The organism is Streptomyces sp. NPDC058579 (genome assembly GCF_042718575.1).
In the GTDB taxonomy this organism is placed as follows: Bacteria; Actinomycetota; Actinomycetes; order Streptomycetales; family Streptomycetaceae; genus Streptomyces.
In genome coordinates this window covers 114,672-140,384 of sequence record NZ_JBHXPI010000016.1, presented here as the reverse complement: position 1 = coordinate 140,384, position 25,713 = coordinate 114,672, and the positions used below count along the sequence as shown (strand labels likewise).

General features: G+C 70.7%; 23 protein-coding genes and 2 pseudogenes. 9 read left to right on the top strand and 16 right to left on the bottom strand.

Features of this window, described 5'->3' with window-relative positions; translation table 11 throughout:
* The 3 genes from ACFWRO_RS20280 to ACFWRO_RS20270 all read right to left on the bottom strand — a co-directional run.
* Window positions 1–212, bottom strand: a 212-nt coding sequence (locus ACFWRO_RS20280; RefSeq protein ID WP_384512067.1) for a hypothetical protein, incomplete at its 3' end; no start/stop codon positions are given.
* Window positions 213–501: 289 nt separating this feature from the next.
* Complete coding sequence (locus tag ACFWRO_RS20275; RefSeq protein WP_384512065.1) at window positions 502–1,167, bottom strand: DUF402 domain-containing protein; 666 nt, start codon at window positions 1,165–1,167, stop codon at window positions 502–504.
* Window positions 1,168–1,211: 44 nt separating this feature from the next.
* On the bottom strand, window positions 1,212–2,603 hold the full coding sequence (locus tag ACFWRO_RS20270) for a class II fumarate hydratase (protein ID WP_384512083.1): 1,392 nt from the start codon (window positions 2,601–2,603) through the stop codon (window positions 1,212–1,214).
* Between the two features lie 129 nt (window positions 2,604–2,732).
* Here ACFWRO_RS20270 and ACFWRO_RS20265 point away from each other — a divergent pair, with 129 nt between their 5' ends.
* Window positions 2,733–4,271: a ricin-type beta-trefoil lectin domain protein gene (locus ACFWRO_RS20265; protein ID WP_384512063.1), complete on the top strand. Its 1,539-nt coding sequence runs from the start codon at window positions 2,733–2,735 to the stop codon at window positions 4,269–4,271.
* A gap of 80 nt (window positions 4,272–4,351) precedes the next feature.
* Here ACFWRO_RS20265 and ACFWRO_RS20260 read toward each other — a convergent pair whose 3' ends face one another.
* The 5 genes from ACFWRO_RS20260 to ACFWRO_RS20240 form a co-directional block, all read right to left on the bottom strand.
* On the bottom strand, window positions 4,352–4,987 hold the full coding sequence (locus ACFWRO_RS20260) for a lipoprotein (protein ID WP_384512061.1): 636 nt from the start codon (window positions 4,985–4,987) through the stop codon (window positions 4,352–4,354).
* A 54-nt stretch (window positions 4,988–5,041) separates the two neighbouring features.
* Window positions 5,042–5,686 carry an HAD family acid phosphatase gene (locus ACFWRO_RS20255; RefSeq protein ID WP_384512059.1) on the bottom strand — a complete coding sequence of 215 codons (645 nt, stop codon included), beginning with the start codon at window positions 5,684–5,686 and terminating at the stop codon, window positions 5,042–5,044.
* A gap of 202 nt (window positions 5,687–5,888) precedes the next feature.
* The gene (locus ACFWRO_RS20250; protein ID WP_384512057.1) at window positions 5,889–7,568 is read right to left on the bottom strand and encodes a fumarate hydratase; all 1,680 of its coding nucleotides are present in this window, start codon (window positions 7,566–7,568) and stop codon (window positions 5,889–5,891) included.
* A gap of 149 nt (window positions 7,569–7,717) precedes the next feature.
* On the bottom strand, window positions 7,718–8,296 hold the full coding sequence (locus tag ACFWRO_RS20245) for a TetR/AcrR family transcriptional regulator (RefSeq protein WP_384512081.1): 579 nt from the start codon (window positions 8,294–8,296) through the stop codon (window positions 7,718–7,720).
* Window positions 8,296–8,661: a DUF1304 domain-containing protein gene (locus ACFWRO_RS20240; RefSeq protein ID WP_384512055.1), complete on the bottom strand. Its 366-nt coding sequence runs from the start codon at window positions 8,659–8,661 to the stop codon at window positions 8,296–8,298. Before ACFWRO_RS20240 ends, ACFWRO_RS20245 begins: the two co-directional genes overlap by 1 nt.
* Window positions 8,662–8,775: 114 nt before the next feature.
* Here ACFWRO_RS20240 and ACFWRO_RS20235 point away from each other — a divergent pair, with 114 nt between their 5' ends.
* Window positions 8,776–9,489, top strand: a complete 714-nt coding sequence (locus ACFWRO_RS20235) for a DUF1707 domain-containing protein (protein WP_384512053.1) — start codon at window positions 8,776–8,778, stop codon at window positions 9,487–9,489.
* Between the two features lie 194 nt (window positions 9,490–9,683).
* Window positions 9,684–10,055, top strand: coding sequence for a WhiB family transcriptional regulator (locus ACFWRO_RS20230; protein WP_384512051.1), 372 nt, complete (start codon window positions 9,684–9,686; stop codon window positions 10,053–10,055).
* A 142-nt stretch (window positions 10,056–10,197) separates the two neighbouring features.
* Here the strand turns inward: ACFWRO_RS20230 and glpX are convergent, their stop codons facing one another.
* A complete protein-coding gene (gene glpX / locus ACFWRO_RS20225) occupies window positions 10,198–11,229 on the bottom strand; it encodes a class II fructose-bisphosphatase (protein WP_384512049.1) in 1,032 nt (343 codons plus the stop codon).
* Between the two features lie 117 nt (window positions 11,230–11,346).
* On the opposite strand from glpX, the gene ACFWRO_RS20220 reads away from it, so the two are divergent.
* Window positions 11,347–11,880: a DUF4245 domain-containing protein gene (locus ACFWRO_RS20220; RefSeq protein ID WP_384512047.1), complete on the top strand. Its 534-nt coding sequence runs from the start codon at window positions 11,347–11,349 to the stop codon at window positions 11,878–11,880.
* Between the two features lie 98 nt (window positions 11,881–11,978).
* On the opposite strand, the gene ACFWRO_RS20215 is transcribed toward ACFWRO_RS20220, so the two are convergent.
* The 4 genes from ACFWRO_RS20215 to ACFWRO_RS20200 form a co-directional block, all read right to left on the bottom strand.
* Window positions 11,979–12,569 carry a malonic semialdehyde reductase gene (locus tag ACFWRO_RS20215; RefSeq protein ID WP_384512045.1) on the bottom strand — a complete coding sequence of 197 codons (591 nt, stop codon included), beginning with the start codon at window positions 12,567–12,569 and terminating at the stop codon, window positions 11,979–11,981.
* Between the two features lie 241 nt (window positions 12,570–12,810).
* A complete protein-coding gene (locus ACFWRO_RS20210) occupies window positions 12,811–13,050 on the bottom strand; it encodes an exodeoxyribonuclease VII small subunit (protein ID WP_384512043.1) in 240 nt (79 codons plus the stop codon).
* A gap of 10 nt (window positions 13,051–13,060) precedes the next feature.
* A complete protein-coding gene (gene xseA, locus ACFWRO_RS20205) occupies window positions 13,061–14,281 on the bottom strand; it encodes an exodeoxyribonuclease VII large subunit (protein WP_384512041.1) in 1,221 nt (406 codons plus the stop codon).
* A gap of 151 nt (window positions 14,282–14,432) precedes the next feature.
* Window positions 14,433–15,779, bottom strand: a complete 1,347-nt coding sequence (locus tag ACFWRO_RS20200; RefSeq protein WP_384512039.1) for an APC family permease — start codon at window positions 15,777–15,779, stop codon at window positions 14,433–14,435.
* 163 nt (window positions 15,780–15,942) lie between these two features.
* Between ACFWRO_RS20200 and ACFWRO_RS20195 the strand changes: the two genes are divergently transcribed.
* Window positions 15,943–16,947, top strand: a complete 1,005-nt coding sequence (locus ACFWRO_RS20195) for a 4-hydroxy-3-methylbut-2-enyl diphosphate reductase (RefSeq protein WP_384512037.1) — start codon at window positions 15,943–15,945, stop codon at window positions 16,945–16,947.
* A 77-nt stretch (window positions 16,948–17,024) separates the two neighbouring features.
* Window positions 17,025–17,777 carry a polyphosphate--glucose phosphotransferase gene (gene ppgK, locus ACFWRO_RS20190; protein WP_384512035.1) on the top strand — a complete coding sequence of 251 codons (753 nt, stop codon included), beginning with the start codon at window positions 17,025–17,027 and terminating at the stop codon, window positions 17,775–17,777.
* A 46-nt stretch (window positions 17,778–17,823) separates the two neighbouring features.
* Here ppgK and ACFWRO_RS20185 read toward each other — a convergent pair whose 3' ends face one another.
* Window positions 17,824–18,522: a DUF6542 domain-containing protein gene (locus tag ACFWRO_RS20185; protein ID WP_384512033.1), complete on the bottom strand. Its 699-nt coding sequence runs from the start codon at window positions 18,520–18,522 to the stop codon at window positions 17,824–17,826.
* 162 nt (window positions 18,523–18,684) lie between these two features.
* On the opposite strand from ACFWRO_RS20185, the gene ychF reads away from it, so the two are divergent.
* Window positions 18,685–19,773 carry a redox-regulated ATPase YchF gene (gene ychF / locus ACFWRO_RS20180; protein ID WP_384512031.1) on the top strand — a complete coding sequence of 363 codons (1,089 nt, stop codon included), beginning with the start codon at window positions 18,685–18,687 and terminating at the stop codon, window positions 19,771–19,773.
* Between the two features lie 78 nt (window positions 19,774–19,851).
* On the opposite strand, the pseudogene ACFWRO_RS20175 reads toward ychF, so the two are convergent.
* Window positions 19,852–20,052, bottom strand: a pseudogene (locus ACFWRO_RS20175) (helix-turn-helix domain-containing protein); the annotation flags it as partial.
* On the opposite strand from ACFWRO_RS20175, the pseudogene ACFWRO_RS20170 reads away from it, so the two are divergent.
* Both ACFWRO_RS20170 and ACFWRO_RS20165 read left to right on the top strand, forming a co-directional pair.
* Window positions 20,046–20,921 (top strand): annotated as a pseudogene (locus ACFWRO_RS20170) (xanthine dehydrogenase family protein molybdopterin-binding subunit); the annotation flags it as partial. The pseudogenes ACFWRO_RS20175 and ACFWRO_RS20170 overlap by 7 nt on opposite strands.
* 90 nt (window positions 20,922–21,011) lie before the next feature.
* Complete coding sequence (locus tag ACFWRO_RS20165) at window positions 21,012–22,724, top strand: AAA family ATPase (RefSeq protein WP_384512029.1); 1,713 nt, start codon at window positions 21,012–21,014, stop codon at window positions 22,722–22,724.
* 46 nt (window positions 22,725–22,770) lie between these two features.
* Here ACFWRO_RS20165 and ACFWRO_RS20160 read toward each other — a convergent pair whose 3' ends face one another.
* Window positions 22,771–25,674, bottom strand: a complete 2,904-nt coding sequence (locus ACFWRO_RS20160) for a hypothetical protein (protein WP_384512027.1) — start codon at window positions 25,672–25,674, stop codon at window positions 22,771–22,773.
* Window positions 25,675–25,713: the final 39 nt, after the last annotated feature.

Below are 25,713 nucleotides of genomic sequence, written 5' to 3'. Positions count from 1 at the left end.
GCCTGTGTGCCCTGCTGGGCGGCCGCGGGGCCGCCGGCCGGGGCCGACGGGCGCGCGGCCGCCTGCCCGGGCGCGGGACGGCCACCGCCGTCGGGTGCGCCGGGCTGGGCCGGCACCGGTGCCTCGGCCGCCTGCTGCCGGGGGCGGGTGCGCTCATGCGGCCGGGCAGCCAGCGGCTGCCGGCCTTCGTGGGAGGTGGGATGCTCCGTCACGCGTGGGGTTCCGTCCGTCCGGGCCGGTGGTGCGATGCACTCGCTCTTCTCGCCGATGCCGCGCCTTCGCGGGGGATAAACCCCTGGCGCGCGGTGGATGTGAATGCCCCGCGAGCAGCGGCTACGACAGGGGTCGGCACACCCGGGCAGACAACCGGCACTGCTCTCCCCCTCAGAATGACTTACGGTCAGGTCCTGCGCTGTGCTCCGTGGTTGACGCCTCGTCCGGTGGATCACCGTCTTGCGGAGGACGATCCTACGTTTCCACCCCGGGGGCGCATCAAGGGTCTCACGGAGCGGTGTGCGCCGGAGTGCGATCCCAGTCGGCCGGCAGCTCGGGCACCGTCCACCCCGGATCGGGCCGCCAGTCCTCCCAGCCGTCGCGGAACGGAGCCCCCCAGGCCCGGAGGGTCTCGACGGCCGCCTCGCCCGCCGCAAGCACCCGCGCGGCCTGCGCCGCGTCCATCAGACCGTCGCGCTGGGCCTGCGCGAACTCGTCCTCGTCCCGCCACAGCCAACTGCGGTCGGGGTTGACGGAGATGTCGAGGAAATGGTCCTCGGAGTCGACGCCGCCGGACCACCGGGTGCGGGGCTCCTCCAGGTTGACGTACCAGCTGCGGAACTGCCAGCCGCGCTCCCAGAACAGCCAGACCGACCAGGGTTCGCCGGGCCTGGCCAGCTTCAGCACGCCCTCGCCGGCCCAGTGCGCGCGGACGGTGGTGCGGGGGACGGTGTAGCGGGTGGCGAGCGGCTCCTGGTGCACGGGCCTGCCGTCGGTGAGCACCGGTTTGACGCACTCGGTGCCCGGCGCCATCCAGACCGCGAGCAGCTCGGGGGTGTCGCGGACGACCGTCACCGGTCGGCAGATGTGCACGTCGCCCGAGTCGTTGTCGCGGTAGCGCCAGAGGATGTGGTCCCCCGGCGCCCAGTGGTGAGAGTCGCCCGATCCTGTCATGCGCAGATATTAGGGGCGCGTCCCACCGGCCGCTGCGATCCAGGTCACGGATGAGTCATACGAAGCACGTCGAGCGCCTCGTCCAGCTGCTCGACGGTCAGCGCCCCCCGTTCGACGTACCCGCCCTCCAGGACGACCTGCCGGATCGTCTTGCGTTCGGCCAGCGACCTCTTGGCGACCTTGGCCGCCTCCTCGTAGCCGATGTACCTGTTCAGCGGGGTGACGACGGACGGCGAGGACTCGGCGTACTCCCGGGCCCGTTCGACGTTGGCGGTGATCCCGTCGACCGTGCGGTCGGCCAGCAGGCGCGCGGCATTGGCCAGGAGTCGTACGGATTCCAGCAGGTTCTTGGCCATCACCGGGAGCATCACGTTGAGCTCGAAGTTCCCGGCCGCGCCCGCGACCGCGACCGTGGTGTCGTTTCCGGTCACCTGCGCGGCGACCATCAGGACGGCCTCGGGAATGACCGGATTCACCTTGCCGGGCATGATCGAGGAGCCGGGCTGGAGGTCGGGGAGGTTGATCTCGGCGAGGCCGGTGCGCGGGCCGCTGGCCATCCAGCGCAGATCGTTGGAGATCTTCGTGAGGCCGACCGCGATGGTCCTGAGCTGGCCGGACGTCTCCACGAGGCCGTCCCGGGCGCCCTGGGCCTCGAAGTGGTCGCGGGCCTCGGTGAGCGGAAGGCCGGTCGCTTCGACGAGTTCGGCGATGACGGCGGCGGAGAAGCCGGGCGGCGTGTTGATGCCGGTGCCCACCGCCGTACCGCCGAGGGGGAGTTCGGCGAGCCGGGGCAGGGAGGCGCGCAGCCGCTCGATCCCGTACCTGACCTGGGCCGCGTAGCCGCTGAACTCCTGGCCGAGGGTGACGGGCGTGGCGTCCATGAGGTGCGTACGGCCCGACTTCACGACGTCCGCGAATTCGGCCGATTTCCGCTCCAGGGAGGCGGCCAGATGGTCGAGGGCCGGGATGAGGTTGTGGGTCACGGCGGCCGTGGCGGCGATGTGGATGGAGGAGGGGAAGACGTCGTTGGACGACTGCGAGGCGTTCACATGGTCGTTGGGGTGGACCTCGCGGCCCTCGGGGAGCCGCTCGCCGGCGAGCGTGGCGATGACCTCGTTGGTGTTCATGTTGGAGGAGGTGCCGGAGCCGGTCTGGAAGACGTCGACCGGGAAGTGGTCGTCCCAGTCGCCGTCGGCGACCTCGGACGCGGCGGCCACGATGGCGTCGGCCAGGTCCTGGTCGATCACCCCGAGCGAGGCGTTGACCTTGGCGGCGGCCGCCTTGATCCGGGCCAGGGCCGCGATGTGGGCGCCCTCCAGTCGCTGCCCGGAGATGGGGAAGTTCTCCAGTGCCCGCTGGGTCTGGGCCCGCCACTTGGCGTGCGCGGGGACCCGCACCTCGCCCATCGAGTCCCGCTCGATCCGGTACTCGCTCATGCCGTCGCTCATGTCGTCGCTCATGATGTCAACCTCCATGCAAAGGTGAGCACTTGTCTTGTTCTGGCTATTCCCATTGCGCTTACCGGCCAGTAAAAACCGTGGGTAACCCCACTTCCAGGAGGCGCAATGAGGCGCACCAGGTACAGACTCCGTTGGGCGATCGCGGCCACGGCCGCGGCCGCCGCGGCCTTCGGAACCATGACGGCCGTCGCCCCCGCCGGCGCGGCGGCCGAGGCCACTCCCCGTACCGCTTCTTCCTCTTCCTCGGCAGCGCTACCGCCCGAGCTTGAGGCGATCCGGGCCGCCGAGGCCACCAAGATCTACGGCAGTCCCGAGGAGCGCCCGCTCGCGCAGCGCAGGACAGGGCTGATCTCGCTCGGCGACAGCGAGATCTCCGGCGAGGGCGTCGGCACCTACGAGCCGCCCACCAACGGCCCGACGAACTGGTGCCACCGCTCGCCCGACGCCGCCATCCACCGCACCGGGATCGCCGCCGACCTCACGTTCAACGTGTCCTGTTCCGGCGGCTACACCGGCAACATCCGGATCGGCGGCTCGAAGCAGTACGCCGACGAGCTGGTCCAGAGCGACAACCTGGCCATCAAGGCCCGCAACACCCGTATCAAGATGGTCGTGCTCGTCGCCGGAGCCAACGACGACCTCCAGTTCGGCCCCGTCATGACCGACTGCGTCACCCGGTACCTGACTCTCCAGGGCCCCTGCGAGCCGAAGTACGCCGCCGGCTGGCAGGCCCGCGTCGACGCGCTCGTCCCCAAGGTCGAGCAGACCGTCCGCGACCTGAAGACCGTGATGCGCGACGCCGGGTACGCCGACGGCGACTACAAGCTCGTCGTCATGGGCTACCCCAGCCCGATCGGCCCGGACTTCAAGGACAACCCGAACTTCCCCGGCAAGCTGATCTGCGGCGGCCTCGGCTACGACTCCGACACCGTCTGGGGCCGCAACACCGCCGTCCCCGCCTTCGAGCGCGGCATGCGCAGGGCCGCCGCGAGCACCGGGGCGACCTACCTCGACAACTCCCGGCTCTTCCACGGCCACGAGGTCTGCATGGAGGACACCTGGGCCCGGGGCCTGTACATCGACCTCTCCAAGCCCGGCACCCCGGACGAGAACTCGGTCCGGCAGTCCTTCCACCCGAACGCGAGCGGCCACCGCGCCTTCGCGTCCTGCCTCACCCAGATCTACAACTCGGGCCTCCGCGAGGCGAGTTGCGCGGACGTCAACTCCAGCGGGACGCCGACCCTCTTCCCGTACGCCTGGGACGACGTCTACCGGCCGCTGAAGAACGAGGCCACCGGCAACTGCGTGGACGTGAACGCCTCCACCAGCGCCAACGGCACCGCCGTCCTCGGCTGGGACTGCCACGGCGGCCGCAACCAGAGCTGGTGGTACGACTCCGCCCGGCAGACCGTCCACACCGAGCTGACCCAGGACCGCTGCCTGGACGTGCCGGGCGCCCGCTACCGCGCGGGCGAGGCGCTGATCGTGTGGAACTGCTCGGGCGCCGCGAACCAGAAGTTCGTCCGCGACGGGGCCACGATCCGGCCGAGCGCCGCGACCGGGCTGTGCCTGACGCAGGCGGCGGCGAAGCAGCCGCTGCGGCTGCAGAACTGCGACGGCTCGGCGAACCAGCGGTTCGCCTGACCTGAACCCCGTGGCCCCCGTCCGGTGCGGGACGGGGGCCACGGTCATGTCCGGGTACCTACCGGACGCCTACCGGATGCCTAGAGGGGCTTCAGGGTGGAGCGGGCGAGGTCGTACGCCGGGATCATCGCCCGGTGCTCCGCGGAGTCCAGGCCGCCGAGATGGACGATCACCGTCCCCTTCGGCGCGGCGACGGCGAAGGCGCGCTCCTCCTTCGACTCCTCCATCAGCTTGTTGTAGACCGTGTAGGTCACCTCGACGGCCGGCAGCGCACCGGCCTTCGTCTCCTTGTAGGAGACCTTGGAGGTGTTCTTCTCCGCCTTCACGAACCCTTCGAGGGCGGTACGGGCCGGGCCCTTGCCGGCCGTCCACACGCGCAGATAGCCGATGTTGCCGGCCGGCTTCGCGTCGACCTCGCAGACCATCGTCGCGGGCCCCTGCCTGCCGAGCGCGGCGAACACCTCGTCGTCGGTGGCCTTCACCGCCTCCGGCTTCCAGTCGGCCGCGAGACCGAAGGAGACCGGCAGGTCGCAGGCGCTCCCGGGGGCCCCGATGGATCCGGCCGCCGCCTTGGTGGCGGTGGCGGAGGGGGTGGGGGACGACGGGAGCGCCGCGGCGCGATCGGGCTTCGCCTCGGTGCCCAGGCAGCCGGTCAGGGTCCCGGCCGCCGTGAGGACGGCGAGTGCCGGGACCAGGACCCGTATCGGATGTCTCATGCGCGCGAGACTATCCGGCGCCGGTCACTGCCGGTCAGCGCCGGTCGGCGCTGGTCAGGAGAGCTTGCCGCCGTAGTCCGGCAGCTTGAAGGCGCGCTCGGCGTGGCCGCCGACGATGTCGGTGGTGTTGTTGCCGATGTTGGCGATGATCGTGTAGCCCTTGCCCTCGATCTCCGCGCGCTTCTCCGTCTTGTACGCGCTGACCTCCGCGAACAGGTCGGGCAGCGAGCGCACGTAGAGACCGTCGACCGGGTAGCCGGCCTGCTTCAGGTTCCAGTGCGTGAGCGAGTAGATGATGCCGGGCCTGGCGGTGACGAAGAAGACCGCGACACCGCGGTCGTGGGCGTCCTCGACCAGGTCGCGCACGTCGGCGATGGCCGGGGTCGGCAGCTCCCAGAAGGGGTGGAAGTCCGTCTCCAGCGAGGAGTTGTCGATGTCGAGGACGATCGCCTGCTTCTCGCGGCCGGCGTCCTTGGAACGCTCCTCGATGTACGGACGCGCCTGTGCGACGACGGCCGCGACGTCACGCCGCCAGGTCGTGTAGTCGACCTTGTCGAAGGCGGCGGCCGACGTCGAGTGGCTGTCCGGGTCGGCCGCGGAGGCGGCGGGCGCGGGCACGACGACCAGCAGGGTGGTCAGGGCGAAGGTGGCCGTGGTTCCGGCGGCGGCGCGCCTGAGGAGGGGGGTGGCGGAGGGCATGGGGGGGCTCCCGAGTGGTCGACCGGCTCAGTGGTTGACATGCTCGCGGCCAATACTGGCCAGTAGGCGACGGGAAGGCTACCGGTTGGTAGCGAGTTTCTGAGCGGAGATCGACGACGGACCGACGACGGACCGACGGCGGGATCGACGACGCCCCTCGGTCCACCGGACCGAGGGGCGTCGTGCGGAAGGGCGATCGGGGTCAGCCGAGGCCGGGGCCGCGCACCGGGATGTGGGTGAACGTCGGCTCCGGGGCCGGGTTCTGGAAGAAGTCGTTGCCCTTGTCGTCCACGACGATGAACGCGGGGAAGTCCTCGACCTCGATCTTCCAGACCGCCTCCATTCCGAGCTCCTCGTACTCGACGACCTCGACCTTCTTGATGCAGTCCTGCGCGAGGCGCGCCGCCGGGCCGCCGATGGAGCCCAGGTAGAAGCCGCCGTGGCTGCCGCACGCGTCCGTGACCTGCTTCGAGCGGTTGCCCTTGGCCAGCATGACCTTGGAGCCGCCCGCCGCCTGGAACTGCTCGACGTAGGAGTCCATCCGGCCGGCCGTCGTCGGGCCGAAGGAGCCGGAGGCGTACCCCTCGGGGGTCTTCGCCGGGCCCGCGTAGTAGACCGGGTGGTCCTTCAGGTACTGCGGCATCTCCTCGCCCGCGTCGAGCCGCTCCTTGATCTTGGCGTGCGCGATGTCGCGGGCCACGACCAGCGGACCGTTGAGCGAGAGCCGGGTCTTGACCGGGTACTTGGTGAGTTCGGCGAGGATCTCGTCCATCGGCTGGTTCAGGTCGATCTTGACCACGTCCGAGGCCTCGTCGACCTCGTTCAGGTGCTCGTCCGTCGTCTCGGGCAGGAAGCGCGCCGGGTCCGTCTCCAGCTGCTCCAGGAAGACGCCCTCGGCCGTGATCTTCGCGACGGCCTGGCGGTCGGCCGAGCAGGACACGGCGATCGCGACGGGCAGCGAGGCGCCGTGGCGCGGCAGCCGGACGACGCGGACGTCGTGGCAGAAGTACTTGCCGCCGAACTGTGCGCCGATGCCGATCCGCTGCGTCAGCTCGAAGACCTTCTCCTCCAGCTCCTTGTCGCGGAAGCCGTGGCCGGTCTCGGCCGAGCCCTCGGCGGGCAGCTCGTCCAGGTAGTGCGCGGAGGCGTACTTCGCGGTCTTCAGCGCGAACTCGGCGGACGTGCCGCCGACGACGATCGCCAGGTGGTACGGCGGGCAGGCGGCCGTACCGAGCGAACGGATCTTCTCCTCCAGGAACTTCATCATGCTCGCCTCGTTGAGCACGGCCTTCGTCTCCTGGTAGAGGAAGGACTTGTTGGCGGAGCCGCCGCCCTTGGCCATGAAGAGGAACTTGTACGCGCCGCCGTCCGTCGCGTACAGCTCGATCTGCGCGGGCAGGTTCGAGCCGGTGTTCTTCTCCTCCCACATGGTGACCGGGGCCATCTGCGAGTACCGCAGGTTGAGCTTGGTGTACGCGTCGTAGATGCCCTTGGACAGGGCCTCCTCGTCGCGGCCCGAGGTCAGCACGTGCTGGCCGCGCTTGCCCATGACGATCGCGGTGCCGGTGTCCTGGCACATGGGCAGGACGCCGGCGGCGGCGATGTTCGCGTTCTTGAGGAGGTCGAGCGCGACGAACTTGTCGTTGCTCGACGCCTCCGGGTCGTCGATGATCCGGCGCAGCTGGGCCAGGTGGGCCGGGCGCAGGAAGTGCTGGATGTCCTTGATCGCCTCGGCGGCGAGGGTGCGCAGCGCCTCCGGCTCGACCTTGAGGAACGTACGGCCGTCGGCCTCGAAGGTGGAGACACCTTCGGCGGTCACCAGGCGGTAGGGCGTGGTGTCCTCTCCCAGGGGGAGCAGATCGGAGTACGAAAACTCTGGCATGACGGCAGCCATTCCTCACTCGGCAGACGGCGACGCCACCTCCATTGGCGGCGCCTCCTCCAGCGTAGAGCGCTGCTGAGGCCCCGATCCTGTGAGGTAAGGCTCACTAGGGGCCGGGATCGCGCCGAAGTGGAGTGTGGCGCCGTTTTTCAGGCCAGGGGTGTGCGGTGGAGGGCGATCAGAAGACGCCAGGTGCGGGCCGCGATCTGTTCGGGGCTCGCGTCGATCAGGCCGTGCAGCCAGTCCGCGAGCAGCCCCGCGAAGGCGGCCGCCACCGCCGAGGCGACGAGGCCCGGCTCGGGCGCACCGGCCAGCTCGCGCTCGCGGGCGCTGTACGCGCGCAGCTCCCGGTGGAGCAGCTCGCCGAGCGGACCGCCGCCGCCGGGCCGCAGCAGGCTCCGGTAGAGCGGCGCGTGCGGGGCGACCTCGGCGAAGAAGACGGGCAGCGCGGGCGGCGGGGCGGCCGGGTCGGGCGTGCCGCGCCAGGCGTGCAGGGCCTCGACCGCGTCCCGTACGACATCTGCGCAGGCGTCCACGGCGAGGGCCTGGAGGTCGGCGTAGTGCAGGTAGAACGTGGCCCGGCCGATCCCGGCCCGGCGGACGAGCGCGGCGACGCCGACCTCGTCGACGGGGCGCTCGGCGCACTCCTCCAGGAGCGCGGCGCGCAGCTTGGCGCGGGTGCGGGCGGCGCGGGGGTCGGTGGCGCGGGGGTCCGGGGGCGGGCTGATCACCCCGCCCACAGTACGGCGGCCAGGGCGAGGGCCCCGGGAAGGGCCTGGGCGAGCAGGATGCGGCGGTTGGCGGTGAGCCCGCCGTAGACCCCGGCGATCACGACGCAGGAGAGGAAGAAGACCTGGACCCGGTAGCCGGTGGGGTCGGCGGCGATCAGGCCCCAGACCAGACCGGCCGCGAGGAAGCCGTTGTACAGCCCCTGATTGGCGGCGAGGGGTGCGGTCCGGCGCGCCAAGTCGGCGTCGAATCCGGAGAGTTCGCGCCCCGGACGGCGCTCCCAGAGGAACATCTCCAGGATCAGGATGTAGACGTGCAGGGCGGCGACGAGGCCGACGGCGAGGTTCGCGAGAGTAGTGGACACCTGTCCAGGATACATGGACAGGTGTCTTGGAGTGGCCAGGAGTTGCGCCTGTCGACCGCGCCCGTCGGTCGTGCCCCCTAGTCGCGATCTATCGCGTTTCGCTACGCTGGCGTCGTGGACCTCGAAAAGCAGCCTCAGAAGCCGGTCGCCCCCGCCGAGCCCGCCCCCGCTCCGGCCGTTCCGGCCGCGGCTCCGGGTGACTCGCTGCGGGCCTCGGACGCCGACCGGGACCGGATCGCGGACATCCTCAGGGACGCGATGGCCGAGGGGCGGATCGACGCCGAGGAGCACTCCGAGCGGATCGACGCGGTCTACCGCGCCAAGACCGTGGGCGAGTTGGAGCCGATCGTCAGCGACCTGCCCGCCGGCAACCGCCCCCGCCCGGAGCCCGAGGCGACGTACGCGTACGGCCCCGACGACACCACCGGCCCCGCCGACACCATGGTCGCCGTCTTCTCCAGCTCCACCCGCAAGGGCCGCTGGCGCGTGGGCCGCAGGACCAACGCCTTCGCGCTCTTCGGCAACATCGAGATCGACCTGACCGAGGCGCTCTTCGCCCAGCGGCTGACCACCATCAACGCCACCTCGATCTTCGGCAACGTGGAGGTCCGCGTCCCGGAGAACATCAGCCTGCGCGGCAACGGCACGGGGATCTTCGGCAACTTCGAGGTCGTGACGATGGAGGCCGCCGACCCGCAGGCCCCGGTCGTCGTGATCAACGGCTACTCGCTCTTCGGCAACGTCGAGGCCAAGCCCAAGCGCGGCAAGTGGATCACGGACCTGCAGAACGTCGTCCAGGACAAGCTGCGCAAGCACCTCGGCCACTGACGCCGGGAGGTGGCGGGGCGGTCGGGGGACGGCCGCCGGCCGGACGTCTCTGACCAGGGGTGACGGAGTGACCGGATTCCGCCCCTGCGACTCCGCACTCCGGAACTCGGCGGCACGCAGTGCATAGGCGCGCGCACAGCGGGTAGGGCTGCTGCATCGTCTCTCGCTCGCGAAGCCGTCGTCAGGAGTAGACCGTGCTGCCACTGCCGCATCAGCCCCTCCAGGTTGCCGCCGTGCCGTCCCAGCGTGCCCCCGCTCGGGAGGACGAGGCGGGCCCCTGGCACACGGAGGCGGTGTGCCGCCGGGACGAAGCCGGGCTGTTCTTCGCCCCCTCCAAGGAACCGACCGCCTCGCGGCTCGCGCGGGAGGAGGCCGCCAAGCGGGTCTGCGCCCGCTGCCCCGTGATGGTCGAGTGCCGGGAGCACGCGCTGCTCCAGCCCGAGCCGTACGGCGTGTGGGGCGGGCTCACCGCCGCCGAGCGCCGCGTCGTGCTCGCCCGGCGCCGCCGCCGTGAGGTGGAGCTCCAGAAGGCCGCCGCGGCGGACCGGATCGCCGCGGCCGGCTGACCGCCAGAGCGGCTGACCGCCCGAGCGACGGACGGCTCCGACGTCTTCCGTACGTACGGAAAGGGGCGCCCCCACCGCACATGGGGGCGCCCCTTCTCGTTCCCGTACGACCTACGACCGCCGTGACGTTACTTCGCCCGGGTCACTTCGCCCGGTCGAAGTCGATCTTGCTGTACGCGCGCAGCTTCGACAGCCGGTGCTCGGAGTCGATCTGCCGGATCGTGCCGGACTTCGAGCGCATCACCAGCGACGACGTGGTAGCGGTCTCCGAGCGGTAGCGGACGCCGCGCAGCAGCTCGCCGTCCGTGATGCCGGTGGCGACGAAGAACACGTTCTCGCCGCTGACCAGGTCGTTGGTGGAGAGTACCCGGTCCAGGTCGTGGCCCGCGTCGATCGCCTTCTGGCGCTCGGCGTCGTCCTTCGGCCACAGCTTGCCCTGGATGACACCGCCGAGGCACTTGATGGCGCAGGCGGAGATGATGCCCTCGGGCGTACCGCCGATGCCGAGGAGCAGGTCCACGCCGGTGCCCTCGCGGACGGCCATGATCGAACCGGCGACGTCGCCGTCGGTGATGAACTTGATCCGGGCGCCGGTCTCGCGGATCTCCTTGACGATGCCCTCGTGGCGGGGGCGGTCCAGGATGACGACCGTGACGTCCTCGGGGGACATGTTCTTGGCCTTGGCGACCCGGCGGATGTTGACCGAGGCGGGCGCGTCGATGTCGACGAAGTCGGCGGCCTCGGGGCCGGTGACCAGCTTGTCCATGTAGAAGACCGCGGACGGGTCGAACATGGTGCCGCGGTCGGCGGCGGCGAGGACGGCGATCGCGTTGGGCATGCCCTTGGCGTTCAGCGTGGTGCCGTCGATCGGGTCGACGGCGATGTCCACCTCGGCGCCGGTACCGTCGCCGATCCGCTCACCGTTGTAGAGCATGGGGGCTTCGTCCTTCTCGCCCTCGCCGATGACGACGACGCCGTTCATCGAGACGGTGGAGACGAGCGTGCGCATGGCGTTGACCGCCGCGCGGTCGGCGCCGATCTTGTCGCCGCGGCCCACCCAGCGGCCGGCGGCCATGGCGGCTGCCTCGGTGACACGGACGAGCTCAAGGGCGAGGTTGCGATCGGGGGCCTCGGGGGAGACCTCGAGCTCGGACGGCAGGGAATGCTCGGTCATCGGAGCGCACCTTTCTGTACGGCGACGGCCGGAATAAAGAGGGTGCTGCGACTCTATCGGTACGTCGACAAATTGAGCAGAGGGGCCCACGTATGAGCACAACACCATGATGCGACCATGGTGGGCGTGGCAGGTATGCGAGGCAGGCAGACGGTACGCGGGATGTTCCAGTCGCTCGGGGTGATCTTGGTCGCCGCGGGCGTGATGTATCTCTTCATCCCGCACGACGACAAGGCCGACCCGGTCAAGGCCAAGGACTACCGGGTCGAGCTGGTGACGGCACAGCGGGCGGCGCCCTACCCGGTGCTGGCCCCCGAGGGGCTCGGGGAGGGCTGGAAGGCGACCGTCGTCTCGTACAAGCGCGAGCAGGGCGACGCCTGGCAGCTGGGCTTCCTCGACCCGGACACCCAGTACGTCGCGATCCACCAGTCGACGGCGGAGCCGGAGAAGTTCGTCCCGAAGGTCACCCAGCAGGCCAAGGACTCCGGAAAGACCCAGACGGTCGCCGGTCAGGTCTGGCAGCGCTGGGAGGGCCCGAAGTACGACGCCCTGGTGCGCACGGACGGCGGCGCGACGACGGTCGTGACGGGGACGGCCTCGTTCGAGCGGCTCGCGGAGATGGCGGGCGCGCTGCAGTCGAAGAAGGCGTAGGCGCCTGGATTCGTACGGGATTCGTACGGGAAAGCCCCCGGACTCGAGGAGTCCGGGGGCTTTCCCGTGTGCTGTGGGGCTCAGCTGCGCTGTGGGGCTCAGACGGTGGTGACGACGTCGTCGTAGGCCAGGCGCGGGGAGCGCGGGAACCAGGCGTCCTCGCCCGGCTTGCCGATGTTGATGACCATCAGCGGGGTGTGGTCGTCGTCCAGGAACTCCTTCTGGAGGCCCGCGAAGTCGAGACCGGTCATCGGGCCTGCGGCCAGGCCGGCGGCGCGGACGCCGACTATGAAGTACGCGGCCTGGAGGGCGGCGTTCAGCAGGGCCGAGCCCTCACGGGCCGGGCGCTCGGCGAAGAACATGTCCTTGGCCTGCGGGAAGTGCGGCAGCAGGCTCGGGAGCTCCTCGTGGAACTCGTTGTCGGCGGAGAGGATCGCGACCAGCGGTGCGGTGGCGGTCTTCGGCTGGTTGCCCTCGGCCATGTGCTTCACCAGGCGCTCGCGGGCCTCGGGGGAGCGGACCAGCGTGATGCGCAGCGGGGTCTGGTTGAAGGCGGTCGGCCCGTACTTGACCAGGTCGTAGATCGCCTGGACCTGCTCGTCGGTCACCGGCTCGTCGGTGAACGTGTTGGCGGTACGGGCCTCACGGAAGAGGAGGTCCTGGGCGGTGGGGTCAAGAGCGAGGGGCATGCGGCGTACCTTCCGGACTGCAAGGGGGTTCAAGCGATGCCCTCACCGTACGGCGGTGTTTGGTGAAGTTTCAACTAATCCAAGCGGATAGTGATCCGGTTCACATCGCCATGGTACGGGACCTGGGACGGAACCCGGTGCGGGGGCGTGCGGACGGCGGGGGCTGGGCGTTCACCTGGGCCCGGTCCGAGTCCTGGTCCGAGCCCAAGCCCTAGATCTGCTCCTGGTCCGCGCCCTGGTTCTAGCGCTCGTCCCCGTCCGCGTCGTCGCCCTCGTCCTCCGAGGTGGACGTCGCGGCGTTGAGACGGGCCCGTGCGCCCTCCAGCCAACGCCGGCAGACCTTCGCCAATTCCTCCCCACGCTCCCAGAGCGCGAGCGACTCCTCCAGGCTCGTTCCGCCCGTCTCCAGACGCCGAACGACCTCGATCAACTCGTCGCGGGCCTGCTCGTATCCGAGCGCCTCTTCCGTGGTGGCTGCCATGGGATCCACCCTATGCGTCGGGTCCGACAACGCGCCGCACTGTGAACTCGCCCGCCGAGACCCGGGCCCGCAGCTCCTCGTCCACCGCGACCTCCTCGGGGGACCGGACGACCGTCCCGTCCGCCCGCTGGAGCACGGCGTACCCGCGCTCCATCGTCGCGGCCGGCGAAAGGGCCCGGACCCGGGCCCGGGTGTGCGACAGCTCCGAGTCGGCCCGGTCGAGCAGGTGCCCGAGGGTCCGGCGGCTGCGGGCGAGGAGCGCGTCGAGCTCGTCCTCGCGCTGCTCCACCATCCGCTGCGGATGCTCCATGACGGGCCGCGCGAGCGCGTGCGCGAGCCCGCGCTCCTCGCGGTCGAGGAGCCCCCGCACCGTCCGCAGGGCCCGGTCGCGCAGGCCCTGCACCCGGTCGAGCTCCTCGCCGACGTCCGGTACGACCTTCTTGGCGGCGTCGGTCGGCGTGGAGGCGCGCAGGTCGGCGACGAGGTCGAGGAGCGGCGAGTCCGGTTCGTGGCCGATCGCGGAGACGACGGGCGTACGGCAGTCGGCGACGGTGCGGATCAGCTGCTCGTCGGAGAACGGCAGCAGGTCCTCGACGCTGCCGCCGCCCCGGGCCACGATGATCACGTCCACGTCGGCGTGCGCGTCCAGCTCCTTCACGGCCTGGACGACCTGGGGTACGGCCTTCACGCCCTGCACGGCCACGTTACGCACCTCGAAGCGGACGGCGGGCCAGCGGCGCCGCGCGTTCTCCAGGACGTCCCGCTCGGCGGCGGAGGCACGGCCGCAGACGAGCCCGACGAGGTGGGGGAGGAAGGGCAGCGGCTTCTTGCGGTCGAGCGCGAAGAGCCCCTCGGCGCCGAGGCTCCGCTTGAGCTGCTCCAGGCGGGCGAGCAGCTCCCCGATGCCGACCGGCTTGATCTCCACGGCCCGCAGCGACAGCTGCCCGCGCGGCGCGTACCACTCGGGCTTGGCGTGCACGACGACGCGGGCGCCCTCGGAGACGATGTCGGCGACGGCGTCGAAGACCTGGCGGTAGCAGGTGACGCCGATGGAGATGTCGTGGGAGGGATCCCGCAGCGTCAGGAACACGACCCCGGCGCCGGGCCGCCGCGACAGCTGCGTGATCTGACCCTCGACCCAGATGGCACCGAGCCGGTCGATCCACCCCCCGATGAGCCGGGAGACCTCTCCGACGGGCAGCGGCGCTTCGGCGGACGTATTGAGACCCATGCGCAGAGCGTAGTGAACGCCACCGACAGACGGGGCGGTGGTGGGCGGTCGTCGGCACGGGCGGTCGCCGGTTGTCGTGGGTTCGGGCGCCCGCCGGCTCGCGCACTCGTCCCCGGTTCACACACTCGTCCTCGTCGCCCCCGTCGCCGGTTCACGCGCTCCGCTGCGTCGTCCCCTGCACCCCCAGCACCACGAGCCCCACGGCCAGCCAGATCACGCCCACCACCTGGGCCGCCGCCGACGCCTCGACGATCACCGCGATCAGGATGGCCGCCCCGACCACGGGCATCACCACGTGCCGGAGCCAGTGCGGTGGCCCCTCCATCCGGCGTACCGCGAACCACCCCACCACGCTCGCGTGCAGCAGCACGAACGCCGTCAGGGCCCCGACGTCGACGACCGAGACCAGGTGGTCGAGGCCGTCGTCCCGCTGGGCCGCCCACACGGCCGCCACCATCGTCACCGCCGCCGCGATCAGGAGCGCCACCCGCGGCACCCCCGAGTCGGTGCGGGCCAGCAGCCGCGGCAGCCGCCGCTCCCGCCCCATGGCGAAGAGCAGCCGGGCGGCCGCCGCCTGCCCCGCGAGCGCGGCGAAGGCGGCCCCGATCGCCTTCGAGACCGCCACCAGGTCGTGCAGCCAGGTCCCCACCGACACGTCCACGGCGTCGTAGAAGGCGGACCCCTGCTTCCCCGGGTCGGCCGCGAGCTGGGCCGACGACAGTGGTTCGAGGAGCGCGACGAGGTAGGTCTGGGCCACGAAGAGCACGCCCGCGAGCGCGAGACAGAACAGCACCGCCCGCGCCACCTTCTCGGAGCCCCCGGTGACCTCCTCGGCGAAGGAGGCGATCGCGTCGAAACCGAGGTACGAGAGCACGGCCACCGACACCGCGCCCACCACGGCCGCCGTCGAGAACGTCCCGTCCCCGGCCAGCGGCGACCACCAGTCCCGCCGCGCCCCGTCCCGTACGAGCACGACGACCGCCGACACGACGAAGATCAGCAGCACCACGATCTCCATGGCGAGCACGGCGAAGCCGACGCGTGCCGCCGCCCGTACGCCCCACAGATTGAGCAGCGTCGTGACGACCACCGCGATCGCCGTCCACACCCACTGGTCCACCTCCGGGACCAGCGCCTCCATGGCGATGCCGGCGAAGAGGTACGCGACGGCCGGGATGAGGAGGTAGTCGAGCATGACCATCCACCCGGCGATGAACCCCGGCCCTTCGCCGAGCCCCTTGCGGGCGTAGGTGAAGACGGAGCCGGCGAAGGGGGCGACCCGCACCATCTGGGCGTAACTGAAGGCCGTGAACGCCATCGCGACCGTGGCCACCACGTACACCAGTGCCACCGCGCCGTGCGACTTCGCGTCCAGGGTTCCGTAGATCCCGACGGGGGCCATGGGCGCGATGAAGAGCAGCCCGTAGACGACTAGGTCGCGGAACCCCAGGGTCCGCCGCAGTCCGGTGTGCGCTGCCACCTGTGCTTCCTCGGCCATGCGCCCCAGTCTCGGCCACGGTACGGATCAGGGACCGTACCGACGCGGCCGTACGGAAGGGCGGTAGCGAGGCGGCGTACGGCCGGGGCGGTGGCGACGCGGCCGTACCGACGCAGCAGTACCGACGTGGCCGCATCCAGCTGTGTCCGTACGCGGCCTTACGATGGGACGCATGACTGCGACGCCCGCGACCAACCGCCCGAAGCGTGTCCTCCTCGCCGCTCCCCGCGGCTATTGCGCGGGTGTGGACCGTGCCGTGATCGCCGTGGAGAAGGCCCTGGAGCAGTACGGCGCGCCGATCTACGTGCGCCACGAGATCGTGCACAACAAGTACGTCGTCCAGACCCTGGAGCGGAAGGGCGCGATCTTCGTCGACCAGGCGACCGAGGTGCCGCCGGGCAACATCGTGATGTTCTCGGCGCACGGCGTGGCCCCGGCCGTGCACGAGGAGGCCCGGGAGGGCCGTCTCAAGACCATCGACGCGACCTGCCCGCTGGTCACGAAGGTGCACAAGGAGGCGGTCCGGTTCGCCAACGAGGACTTCGACATCCTCCTGATCGGCCACGAGGGCCACGAGGAGGTCATCGGCACCTCCGGCGAGGCCCCCGACCACATCCAGCTGGTCGACGGCCCCGCTGACGTCGCCAAGGTGGAGGTGCGCGACCCGTCCAGGGTCGTCTGGCTGTCGCAGACCACGCTCTCGGTGGACGAGACGATGGAGACGGTGGACGCGCTGAAGGAGAAGTTCCCGCAGCTGATCTCCCCGCCCTCCGACGACATCTGCTACGCGACGCAGAACCGTCAGCTGGCCATCAAGGAGCTCGCGGGGCAGGCGGAGCTGGTGATCGTCGTCGGCTCGAAGAACTCCTCGAACTCGATCCGTATGGTCGAGGTCGCCAAGCAGGCCGGCGTCCCGGAGGCGTACCTGGTGGACTTCGCGAGCGAGATCGACGAGGCCTGGCTGGAGGGCGTCACCTCGGTGGGCCTGTCGTCGGGCGCTTCCGTACCGGACGTCCTGGTGCAGGAGGTCCTGGAGTGGCTCTCGGAGCGGGGTTACGCGGACGTGGAGATCGTCAAGACGGCCGACGAGTCGCTGACCTTCTCGCTGCCGAAGGAGCTCCGGAACAAGGACATGCGCGCGGAAGCGGCTGAGCTGGGCAAGGAGTAGCCGGCCAAGCAGTAACGGCTCAGGGCGCAGGAGCCGTTCGAGGAGTCACTCCGCGCTCGAGCCCTTACCGTGGGTTCATGGACGTCTTCGGAGTGGACATCGGCGGTTCGGGCATCAAGGGCGCTCCCGTGGACCTGGAGCGCGGCGAGCTGGCCGAGCCCCGCCACAAGGTACTGACCCCGCATCCCGCCACACCCGACGGTGTGGCGGGATGTGTCGTCGAGGTCGTGGAGAACTTCGGCTGGTCCGGCCCGGTGGGGGTCACCTTCCCGGGCGTGGTCGCCGGCTCGACGATCCGGACGGCGGCCAACGTCGACAAGGGCTGGATCGACATGGACGCGGGCAAGCTGCTCGGCGACCGGCTCGGCGGCCTCGAGGTGACGATCCTGAACGACGCGGACGCGGCCGGGATCGCCGAGATGACGTTCGGCGCGGGCCGGGGCCGTAAAGGCACGGTGATCCTGCTGACGCTGGGTACGGGTATCGGCTCGGCGCTCTTCGTGGACGGCCGGCTCGTGCCGAACACGGAGCTGGGCCACCTGGAGCTGAAGGGCCACGACGCGGAGAAGCGGGCGTCGACGAAGGCCAAGGAGGACGAGGACCTCAGCTGGGAACACTGGGCGACGCGTCGCCTGCAGAAGTACCTGGCACACGTGGAGATGCTGTTCTCGCCGGAGCTGTTCATCATCGGCGGGGGAGTGAGCCGGAAGGCGGACAAGTTCCTGCCGCTGATCGAGGACATCAGGGCGGAGATCGTGCCGGCGCAGCTGGAGAACAACGCGGGGATCGTGGGCGCGGCGATGGCGGCGGCCCGGCGCGTGCCTTCGTAGCAGCGGGCCGACGGGACAGACTGAGGCCAGGCGGGGTGCTTGCCCCCTAGGGAGCGGCCCGCCGCTGAGCCGCGGCGGAGCCCTTGGCAGCGGCCCCACCGGAACCATTCCTCATCCGGGCAGCGGCGGCGGCGGTGCGCTGCCGGCGTCCCATGTCGCGTACCTTCCGGACGCAGGTGATCAGACCGGCGACGAGGGTGCCGCCGTACAGCCACCCGGCGTGCACGGCGAGGGCGGTGACGACGGCCATGGCCTGCCCGCCGAAGCCGCCGGAACCGCCGGAGATGGGCACGACGCCGACGGCGAAGGCGATGGGCACGCTGATCGGGGCCGTCACGAGGTCGGCGGTGCGGACCCAGAGCGCGGTCAGGGCGCTGACCGGCAGGAACAGGAGTCCGTAGACGAGGGGCGAGCCGTCGAGGAGCAGCCGGTCGAGGAAGCCGAGGACCAGCATGGTGGCGGAGGCGAAGAGCCCGGCGCCGAGGCCGGTCAGCCGGGGGTTGGGCAACCGCCGGAGGGCGAGGACGAAGGGCGCGACCGGGGCCGCGGGCCGTCGTACGGGAACGGTGACGGGCACGGGCGGCCCGACGGGCGCCCCTGAGGGCGTGGCCCGCTCGACCCGGCCGCGGCCAGGGCGCGCGGCGACGCGATAGACGGCGGCGCCCTCGACGAGCGCGCCGGGCGGCGTGACGGGGTTTTGCGGCCGCCGGCGGCCTTGAGGCTGACTTGTCCTGTGCTGCTCCACTACACCAACGTAGGTCGGGAGGGGGTGGTGGGGCGGCCCAGGACACGCCCTTTGGGTGACGTTGCCGTAGAGAACGGCCGAAGGTGGGCGTCGCAGGCCGGTTCGGACCCCCCGTAAACTGAGGGATCGCCCCACCCGCGCACTTACCAGAAGGTCGCCACCGTGTCGCTCACGATCGGAATCGTCGGTCTGCCGAATGTCGGCAAGTCGACCCTGTTCAACGCCCTGACCAAGAACGACGTCCTGGCGGCCAACTACCCGTTCGCCACGATCGAGCCGAACGTCGGCGTCGTCGGTGTCCCGGACGCCCGCCTGACGAAGCTGGCGGAGATCTTCAGCTCGCAGCGGGTGCTCCCGGCGACGGTCGACTTCGTCGACATCGCGGGCATCGTCCGCGGCGCGAGCGAGGGCGAGGGCCTGGGCAACAAGTTCCTGGCGAACATCCGCGAGTCGGACGCGATCTGCCAGGTCATCCGCGCCTTCAAGGACGAGAACGTCGTGCACGTCGACGGCAAGGTCTCGCCGAAGGACGACATCGAGACGATCAACACGGAGCTGATCCTCGCGGACCTCCAGACGATCGAGAAGGTCCTCCCGCGCCTGGCGAAGGAGGCCCGGATCAAGAAGGACGTGGCCCCGAAGGTCGCGGCGGTCGAGGCGGCGCAGGCGATCCTGGAGCGCGGCGACACGCTCTTCTCGCAGGGCATCCTGCAGGGCTCGGACAAGGCGGAGCTCCTCCACGACCTGCACCTCCTCACCACGAAGCCGTTCCTGTACGTCTTCAACGTGGACGAGGACGAGCTGACGGACGACTCGTTCAAGGACGAGCAGCGCGCGCTGGTGGCCCCGGCGGAGGCGATCTTCCTCAACGCCAAGCTGGAGCAGGACCTCGCCGAACTGGACGAGGAGGACGCCATCGAGCTCCTCCAGTCGGTGGGCGCGGAGGAGCCGGGCCTGGCGATCCTCGCCCGCGTCGGCTTCGACACCCTGGGCCTCCAGACCTACCTGACGGCCGGCCCGAAGGAATCCCGCGCCTGGACGATCAAGAAGGGCGCCACGGCCCCGGAGGCAGCCGGCGTGATCCACACGGACTTCCAGAAGGGCTTCATCAAGGCCGAGGTCATCTCCTTCGCCGACCTCGTCGAAACGGGCTCGGTAGCCGAAGCCCGCGCGGCCGGCAAGGCCCGCATGGAGGGCAAGGAGTACGTCATGCAGGACGGCGACGTGGTGGAGTTCCGCTTCAACGTGTAGCTGAACCACCGGAAGGGGTCGGACTCTGAGGAGTCCGACCCCTTCCGCGTTCCCGGGCTGACGCGCTGCCGGCTTCGCTCATAGGGCTTTCAGGGCCGCCAGGAAGTCCAGTTTGGTTTCCAGGCGGGTCAGGTCGCGGCCTGTGAGTTGTTCGATGCGGGCTATGCGGTGGCGTAGGGAGTTGACGTGGAGATGGAGTTGGGCGGCGCAGGTGGTCCAGGAGGCGTCGCAGGTCAGGAAGGTTTCCAGGGTGGTCAGGAGGTCCGTTCGGTGGCGGCGAGCCCGTCGCGATGGTCCACACGGCCATGGCGGAGGTCGGCCAGGGCGGCGTCACCATCCACGCGCAGATCGCCCGCACCGAGCTCGGCGTCCAGCAGGTCACCATCCATCCCGCCGACACCCAGGTGGGCTCGGCCGGTTCGACCTCGGCGGCCCGCCAGACGTACATGACCGGCGGGTCCGTCAAGAACTCCTGCGGGCTCGTCCGCGAGCGGGTGATCGAGATCGGCCGGCGCAAGTTCGGCTCGTACGTGCCGGCGTGGGCCGAGGGAGGGCTGCTTCTGGACGGCGGCAAGGTCGTCACCGCCGGTGGCGAGGTCCTGGCCACCCTCGCGGACGTCCTGGAGGACGAGGTGGTGGAGGTCGAGGCGGAGTGGCGGCACCGCCCCACCGAGCCCTTCGATCTCGTCACCGGCCAGGGCGACGGGCACGTGCAGTACTCGTTCGCCGCGCACCGCGCGGTCGTGGAGGTCGACACCGAGTTGGGACTGGTCAAGGTCGTCGAGCTCGCCTGCGCCCAGGACGTCGGCAAGGCGCTGAACCCGCTGTCGGTCGTCGGCCAGATCCAGGGCGGTACGGTCCAGGGCCTGGGCGTCGCGGTGATGGAGGAGATCATCGTGGACCCGAAGACCGCGAAGGTGCGGAACCCGTCCTTCACGGACTACCTGCTCCCGACGATCCTCGACACACCGACGATCCCGGTCGACTACCTCGAACTGGCCGACCCGAACGCGCCGTACGGAGTCCGCGGCATCGGCGAGGCCCCGACCCTGTCGTCCACCCCGGCGGTCGTCGCGGCGATCCGGAACGCGACGGGCCTGGAGCTCAACAGGACGCCGGTCAGGCCGGAGCACCTCATCGGCCTCTGACGCGTGCCCTGCTCTCCGTGTCCCTTCTCGTCGACGATGCTGTCTGTACGCAACCGATGACAGTGGGGGGCTTTCGTGACGGAGACGAACGTGTCGTGGCGTTCCATGAAGAAGTGCGAGCAGGCCTGGCTGGAGGGCGTCACGCAGTTGAGGACGCGTAACTGGTCCGCTGCCGCCGACGCCTTCAGTACGGCCATCGATCACAATCCGCTGGCCGCCGACGCCTGGCTCGGGCTCCACGCCACGGGGACCAGCCAGGGCCAGGCCATCGAGGCGATGCACGACCAGGCGCGTTCCTTCGGCGCGCTGCGCACGAAGCTGCAGAGACGGCTGTTATCGCGGTTCCGGATCGGGCGGTACGTGACCTTCCGCCTTGAGACCTCCCGCGACCTCTGGCTGGCGAGGGCGGCGAAGTACCTGGACGACGGCCTGCTCGACGCGGCGTGGAACATGCTCGCCCACGCCGTACTCGACTGCGACGAGACCCGCTTCGTCTGCGCGCGGTACGCCCTGCTGGCGAAGCGCTGGCCGCTCCTGTTGTCGTTCGCCGAGGGCATCCGGGACCCGCACCTGCGGGACGAGTCGCAGCTCTACGTCGCCGCGGGCCTCATCGCCCAGGGGGTCTGCCACGAGGCCCTCAACGTGCTCGACCCGCTCCCTCAGGCGCTGGCGAACGACGCCGGATTCCTGGGGGAGTTGGCGTATCTCCGGGGGCGGGCGTACGAGGAGCTGGGGCGGGCGGAGGAGGCGCTGAAGCAGTTCCAGACGGCGTTCCGGTACAGCCCCGGCCTGGCCGATGTGGCCCAGCGGGCGAACGCGGTGGTCCCGCGGACGGAGCGCGTACCCGCGGGGGACGGGGGCGGTGGCTCCGCGCAGGCGGCCGGGCGTTCCTCCTCCGCGCGAGACGGCGCGCTGACGGAGGAGGAGCGTGCCGCGTTGCTGGAGGAGGCGATGGCCGAACTGGAGGCGATGATCGGCCTCGCTCCCGTGAAGCGGCAGGTACGTGCGCTGTCGGCGCAGTTGAGGATGGCGGTGGTACGGAGGGGCCAGGGCCTTGCCACCTCGCCGGCTCCCCTGCACCTGGTCTTCGCGGGGCCGCCCGGCACGGGCAAGACCAGCGTGGCTCGCGTCGTCGGCAAGATCTTCGCCGGGCTCGGCCTGCTGGACCGGGGCCACGTCGTCGAGACCCAGCGCGTCGACCTCGTGGGGCAGCACCTCGGAGAGACGGGCATCAAGACGTCCAGGACCATCGACGAGGCGCTGGACGGCGTTCTCTTCATCGACGAGGCGTACGGTCTGTCCAACACCGGCTACTCGGGCGGTGACGCCTTCGGCAAGGAGGCCCTGCAGGTGCTCCTCAAGCGGGCGGAGGACGATCGGCACCGGCTCATCGTGGTTCTGGCGGGGTATCCGGACGAGATGGCCGCTCTGCTGTCCAGCAACCCGGGCCTTGCCTCGCGCTTCAACACCCGGGTGGATTTCCCTTCGTACTCCGCCGACGAACTGGTCCTGATCGCGAAGTCTTTCCTCGACGGCCAGGGAGATGTCCTCACCGAGGACGCGGAGGTCGCCCTGCGTACGTCCTGCGAGCTGGCCGTCAGCCGAGACCTCGTCGACCCCCTCGGCAACGGCCGCTTCGCCCGCGAACTCGCCCGGAAGGCGTCCGCCGTCCGGGACCTGCGCGTCTACGACCTCCACGGCAGCGCGGGAACCCCGTCACCGGAGGAGGTCACGACGCTCCTGATGGCCGACATCACGACCGCGTACCGGGAACTCGTCGAGAGCGTTCCGCCGGCGATGTGACCTGCCGCCTGAGTTCACTCCCCCGGCCCGGGCGCGCGGGCCGGGTTCAGTCCCCCAGCCCCGGCCCCCGGTTCGGCCCGGGGCGCTGCTGTTCCGGGGGCGCCTGCTGGGGCTCGGTGGGCGCGGAGGTGCTCCGCCTGCCCGTCACCTGGACCCCGGGCAGCCACTGCTGCCCGGGTTGCGGCTCGCGGCTCGCGGGGGCGGGGGCCTGCGTGGGGACTGGAGCCTGCGTGGGGGCGGGGGGTGCGGGCGACGTCCGGTGTGGGATCGCGGCGGTGGGCTTGGCCTGCGGCTCGGGCGCCGCTCCCTCGTTGACGGTCCCGTGCTGCTGGGGAGTCACGCCCTGCTCCGCGGTCGCTTCCTGCTGCTGCGTCGGCGCCGGGCCCGGGGTGTGCGAGGGTTCGGTCGTGGTCCTGGCCGGTGCCGGGAGTTCCGGCCGCCGCCACCGGAGCGGGATCTCCTGTATCCGTTGCACGGCATTCTCGTCCCCGGCCTGTTCCGCGGCCACGGCCCGCGCCCGGAGCGCGCTCTGCCGGGCGATGGGGGAGAACCCGGGCGAGGCGTTGCCGGTCTCGGCGGGCAGGGCGCGGCCGCCCATCTGGTTCAGCTCCTGCTGGATGCCCGACTCGGGGGTGAACACCTCACGCGGAAGTTGCCAGGACGCGGCTCCGTCCACGTCGACGCGGTGCTCATGACCATCCTCGGTACGGAACGTCAGCCCGTAGCCGATGTACTGGTCGTCCTGGTCGAACATCAGGTCGCCGGAGACCCGCCCGCCGTTGTCCCGTACCTGGTTCGCCAGCGTCTGCAAGGCGGGAGGAAGGGGGTTGGTGCGGCCGAGGCTGGCGACGTAGCCGTCGCCACTGAGTACCCTTTCCGGATCGCCCTTGCGCTCGCCCGGGTACTTCAGCTGGAACGAGGTCTTCCCGTCCTCGCCCTGAACGGTTTCGATGGCGCCCACGCGCGCGGTGATGAAGTTCAGGCGGCCCTTGAACTCCTCTCGCATCTGCGGGAACTGCACCTGGTGTTCCAGCGCGGGCGGCGGTTCCGCGCCGATGATGGTCACCTTCGCGTTCGGATTCTCCCGCAGGATGATCTCCGCGTTGGCGACCCCTGTGCCGCCGGAACCGGCGACGATCCAGTGCTCGGCGTCCGCCGGGTTGAAGCGGTTCTCGGCGACCTCGTCGCCCATCAGAACCCGCCCAGGGGCTGCCTCCCTCGCCGTCTCCCACTTCTCGGTGGCTTCCAGGGTCGTGAAGCAGCCGTTCAAGCGCTGCTTGACGGGCCCTTCTCCCAGCCCGTCGAACAGGGCTTCCCGAAGTCGGGAGGACTCGACGGCGGCGAGGACCGTCGCGGCGTCGGCTCCGGTCCGTGCGGCATGGGTGAGCTGCTCCCGAAGCTCGCCGACTCCGGCGACGTCCTGTCCCTCGAGCTCCTGGAGACGCTCGCTGATCAGCCGTACGGCCTCACTGCGGCTCTCCACGCCCGGCCCGGTCTCGCCGCTGTCGCGCGCGATCCCGGGGACCACCTCGGGCGTCAGGCCGGTCGCGACGCTGGGAGTGCCGTCGACCCGCACCAGCAGGGGTGCCCCGCCACGCTCGCTGCCGTCCCTGTTGAAGGCCTGCGCCTCGGCGATCAGCGTGCCGTTCTCGTCGAGCCTCAGGTGGGCGCGGCCGTTCACCACGTCACCCTGGGTGGCCAGCTGGTCCTCCCAGAGGCGTACCGCGTCGATGGAGATCCGGTCGCCGGGCCTCTCGACCGCCTGGTACGGATCGACGCCCATCCACTGCGCCAGGTCCCGGTCCTGGTCGGCCGACTGCACGATCCCGGCGCCGGGGTCCAGGTGCCAGCGGCCCACGGCGTCGATGAGCAGGGCCTCGCGGTCGCGTCCGGACAGGCTCGCGCCCCCGCCGATGGTCACCTTGCGCAGCGGGATCTCGCCCGCCGCGTTCTGGTTCTCCACCGCCTGCGCGGCCAGCTCACCCATCTGACCGCGGTATTCCGCCCACTGCTCCGAGGCAGGTTCCACCTGCTCACGGGGGAGCGGCACGCCGTTCTGGTCGTAGCCCGGCATGGGCATGGTGACTTCGCGCTGCCCGATGAACGCCTCGACCTGCCGCTGCGCGACGACGGCGGCCTCTCGTGAGGCATGGAGGGCCGCGGCGTCGGCGGGGCTGAGTTGCTCGATGGGGCGGGCGAGTTGGTCGACAAGAAGACCGGCCTCTGAGGAGAGAGAAGGCGCGGATGCCAGGAGCCGTCGTCGCGCGGCCCTGTCCTCGGCCTGGAAGGCAGCCTCCTGGGTCATGGGCGACGCGGGCCGGAGGCCGCTGTGGTCGAGCAGGGCAGAGAGTTCGGAGCGGGCTTCCGCTCGCTCCTGATCGGACAGATGAGGCGCGGCAGCACGATTGGCGAGCCAGTTCAGTTCGCCGATACGGCCGTGGTCCCGGCTCGACAGCTCAAGTCGATCACCGATGGCGGCCCCTTGTTCCAGAAGGCTCTCGCGTACCGGCGCCAACCCCTGGCTCGACCGGTCCCGTGCGGCGACGAGTTCACCCACCTCGTGGGCGAGTACCCGCGTCATGTGCTCCTGAGGCAGACCGTCGGAGAACTGAACGATGTACTGGTCCGTCGTGGTGTTCGTCGCCAACTGGGCGACCAGGCCCGTCGGCATCGGTATGGAGTCCAGCCAGAGGGCCGCAATCGCCTTGCCTTGGGAGTCCTGGAGGGCCAAGTACTCTCGTGGGGTTCGATCCTTCGTCCAGGCCCGGTCGAGCGAACCGAAACGATCACCCATGACCGCCGACGCCACCTCGCGCAACTCGCTTCGGGCCGCCGCCACCAGCGTTGCCTGATGTGCCCGCCGCAGTTCCTGGAACTCCTCGGCGGAGACTCCCCCGGCCTCCGCCGAAAGCGTGTCCGCCAGCAAGCGTGGATCGATCGAACCGTCCACGTGATGACCTCCCCCGTGCTCTTCAGGCCAAGATCGCAG

Excerpts from the sequence above, each read along its gene's own strand:
- ACFWRO_RS20275 (WP_384512065.1), bottom strand. The coding sequence starts at position 1,167 with ATGACAGGATCGGGCGACTCTCACCACTGGGCGCCGGGGGACCACATC.
- ACFWRO_RS20270 (WP_384512083.1), bottom strand. The coding sequence starts at position 2,603 with ATGAGCGAGTACCGGATCGAGCGGGACTCGATGGGCGAGGTGCGGGTC.
- ppgK (WP_384512035.1), top strand. The coding sequence starts at position 17,025 with ATGGACGTCTTCGGAGTGGACATCGGCGGTTCGGGCATCAAGGGCGCT.
- ACFWRO_RS20265 (WP_384512063.1), top strand. The coding sequence starts at position 2,733 with ATGAGGCGCACCAGGTACAGACTCCGTTGGGCGATCGCGGCCACGGCC.
- glpX (WP_384512049.1), bottom strand. The coding sequence starts at position 11,229 with ATGACCGAGCATTCCCTGCCGTCCGAGCTCGAGGTCTCCCCCGAGGCC.
- ACFWRO_RS20215 (WP_384512045.1), bottom strand. The coding sequence starts at position 12,569 with ATGCCCCTCGCTCTTGACCCCACCGCCCAGGACCTCCTCTTCCGTGAG.
- ACFWRO_RS20255 (WP_384512059.1), bottom strand. The coding sequence starts at position 5,686 with ATGCCCTCCGCCACCCCCCTCCTCAGGCGCGCCGCCGCCGGAACCACG.
- xseA (WP_384512041.1), bottom strand. The coding sequence starts at position 14,281 with ATGGGTCTCAATACGTCCGCCGAAGCGCCGCTGCCCGTCGGAGAGGTC.
- ACFWRO_RS20220 (WP_384512047.1), top strand. The coding sequence starts at position 11,347 with ATGGTGGGCGTGGCAGGTATGCGAGGCAGGCAGACGGTACGCGGGATG.
- ACFWRO_RS20200 (WP_384512039.1), bottom strand. The coding sequence starts at position 15,779 with ATGGCCGAGGAAGCACAGGTGGCAGCGCACACCGGACTGCGGCGGACC.
- ACFWRO_RS20195 (WP_384512037.1), top strand. The coding sequence starts at position 15,943 with ATGGGACGCATGACTGCGACGCCCGCGACCAACCGCCCGAAGCGTGTC.
- ACFWRO_RS20260 (WP_384512061.1), bottom strand. The coding sequence starts at position 4,987 with ATGAGACATCCGATACGGGTCCTGGTCCCGGCACTCGCCGTCCTCACG.
- ACFWRO_RS20250 (WP_384512057.1), bottom strand. The coding sequence starts at position 7,568 with ATGCCAGAGTTTTCGTACTCCGATCTGCTCCCCCTGGGAGAGGACACC.
- ACFWRO_RS20210 (WP_384512043.1), bottom strand. The coding sequence starts at position 13,050 with ATGGCAGCCACCACGGAAGAGGCGCTCGGATACGAGCAGGCCCGCGAC.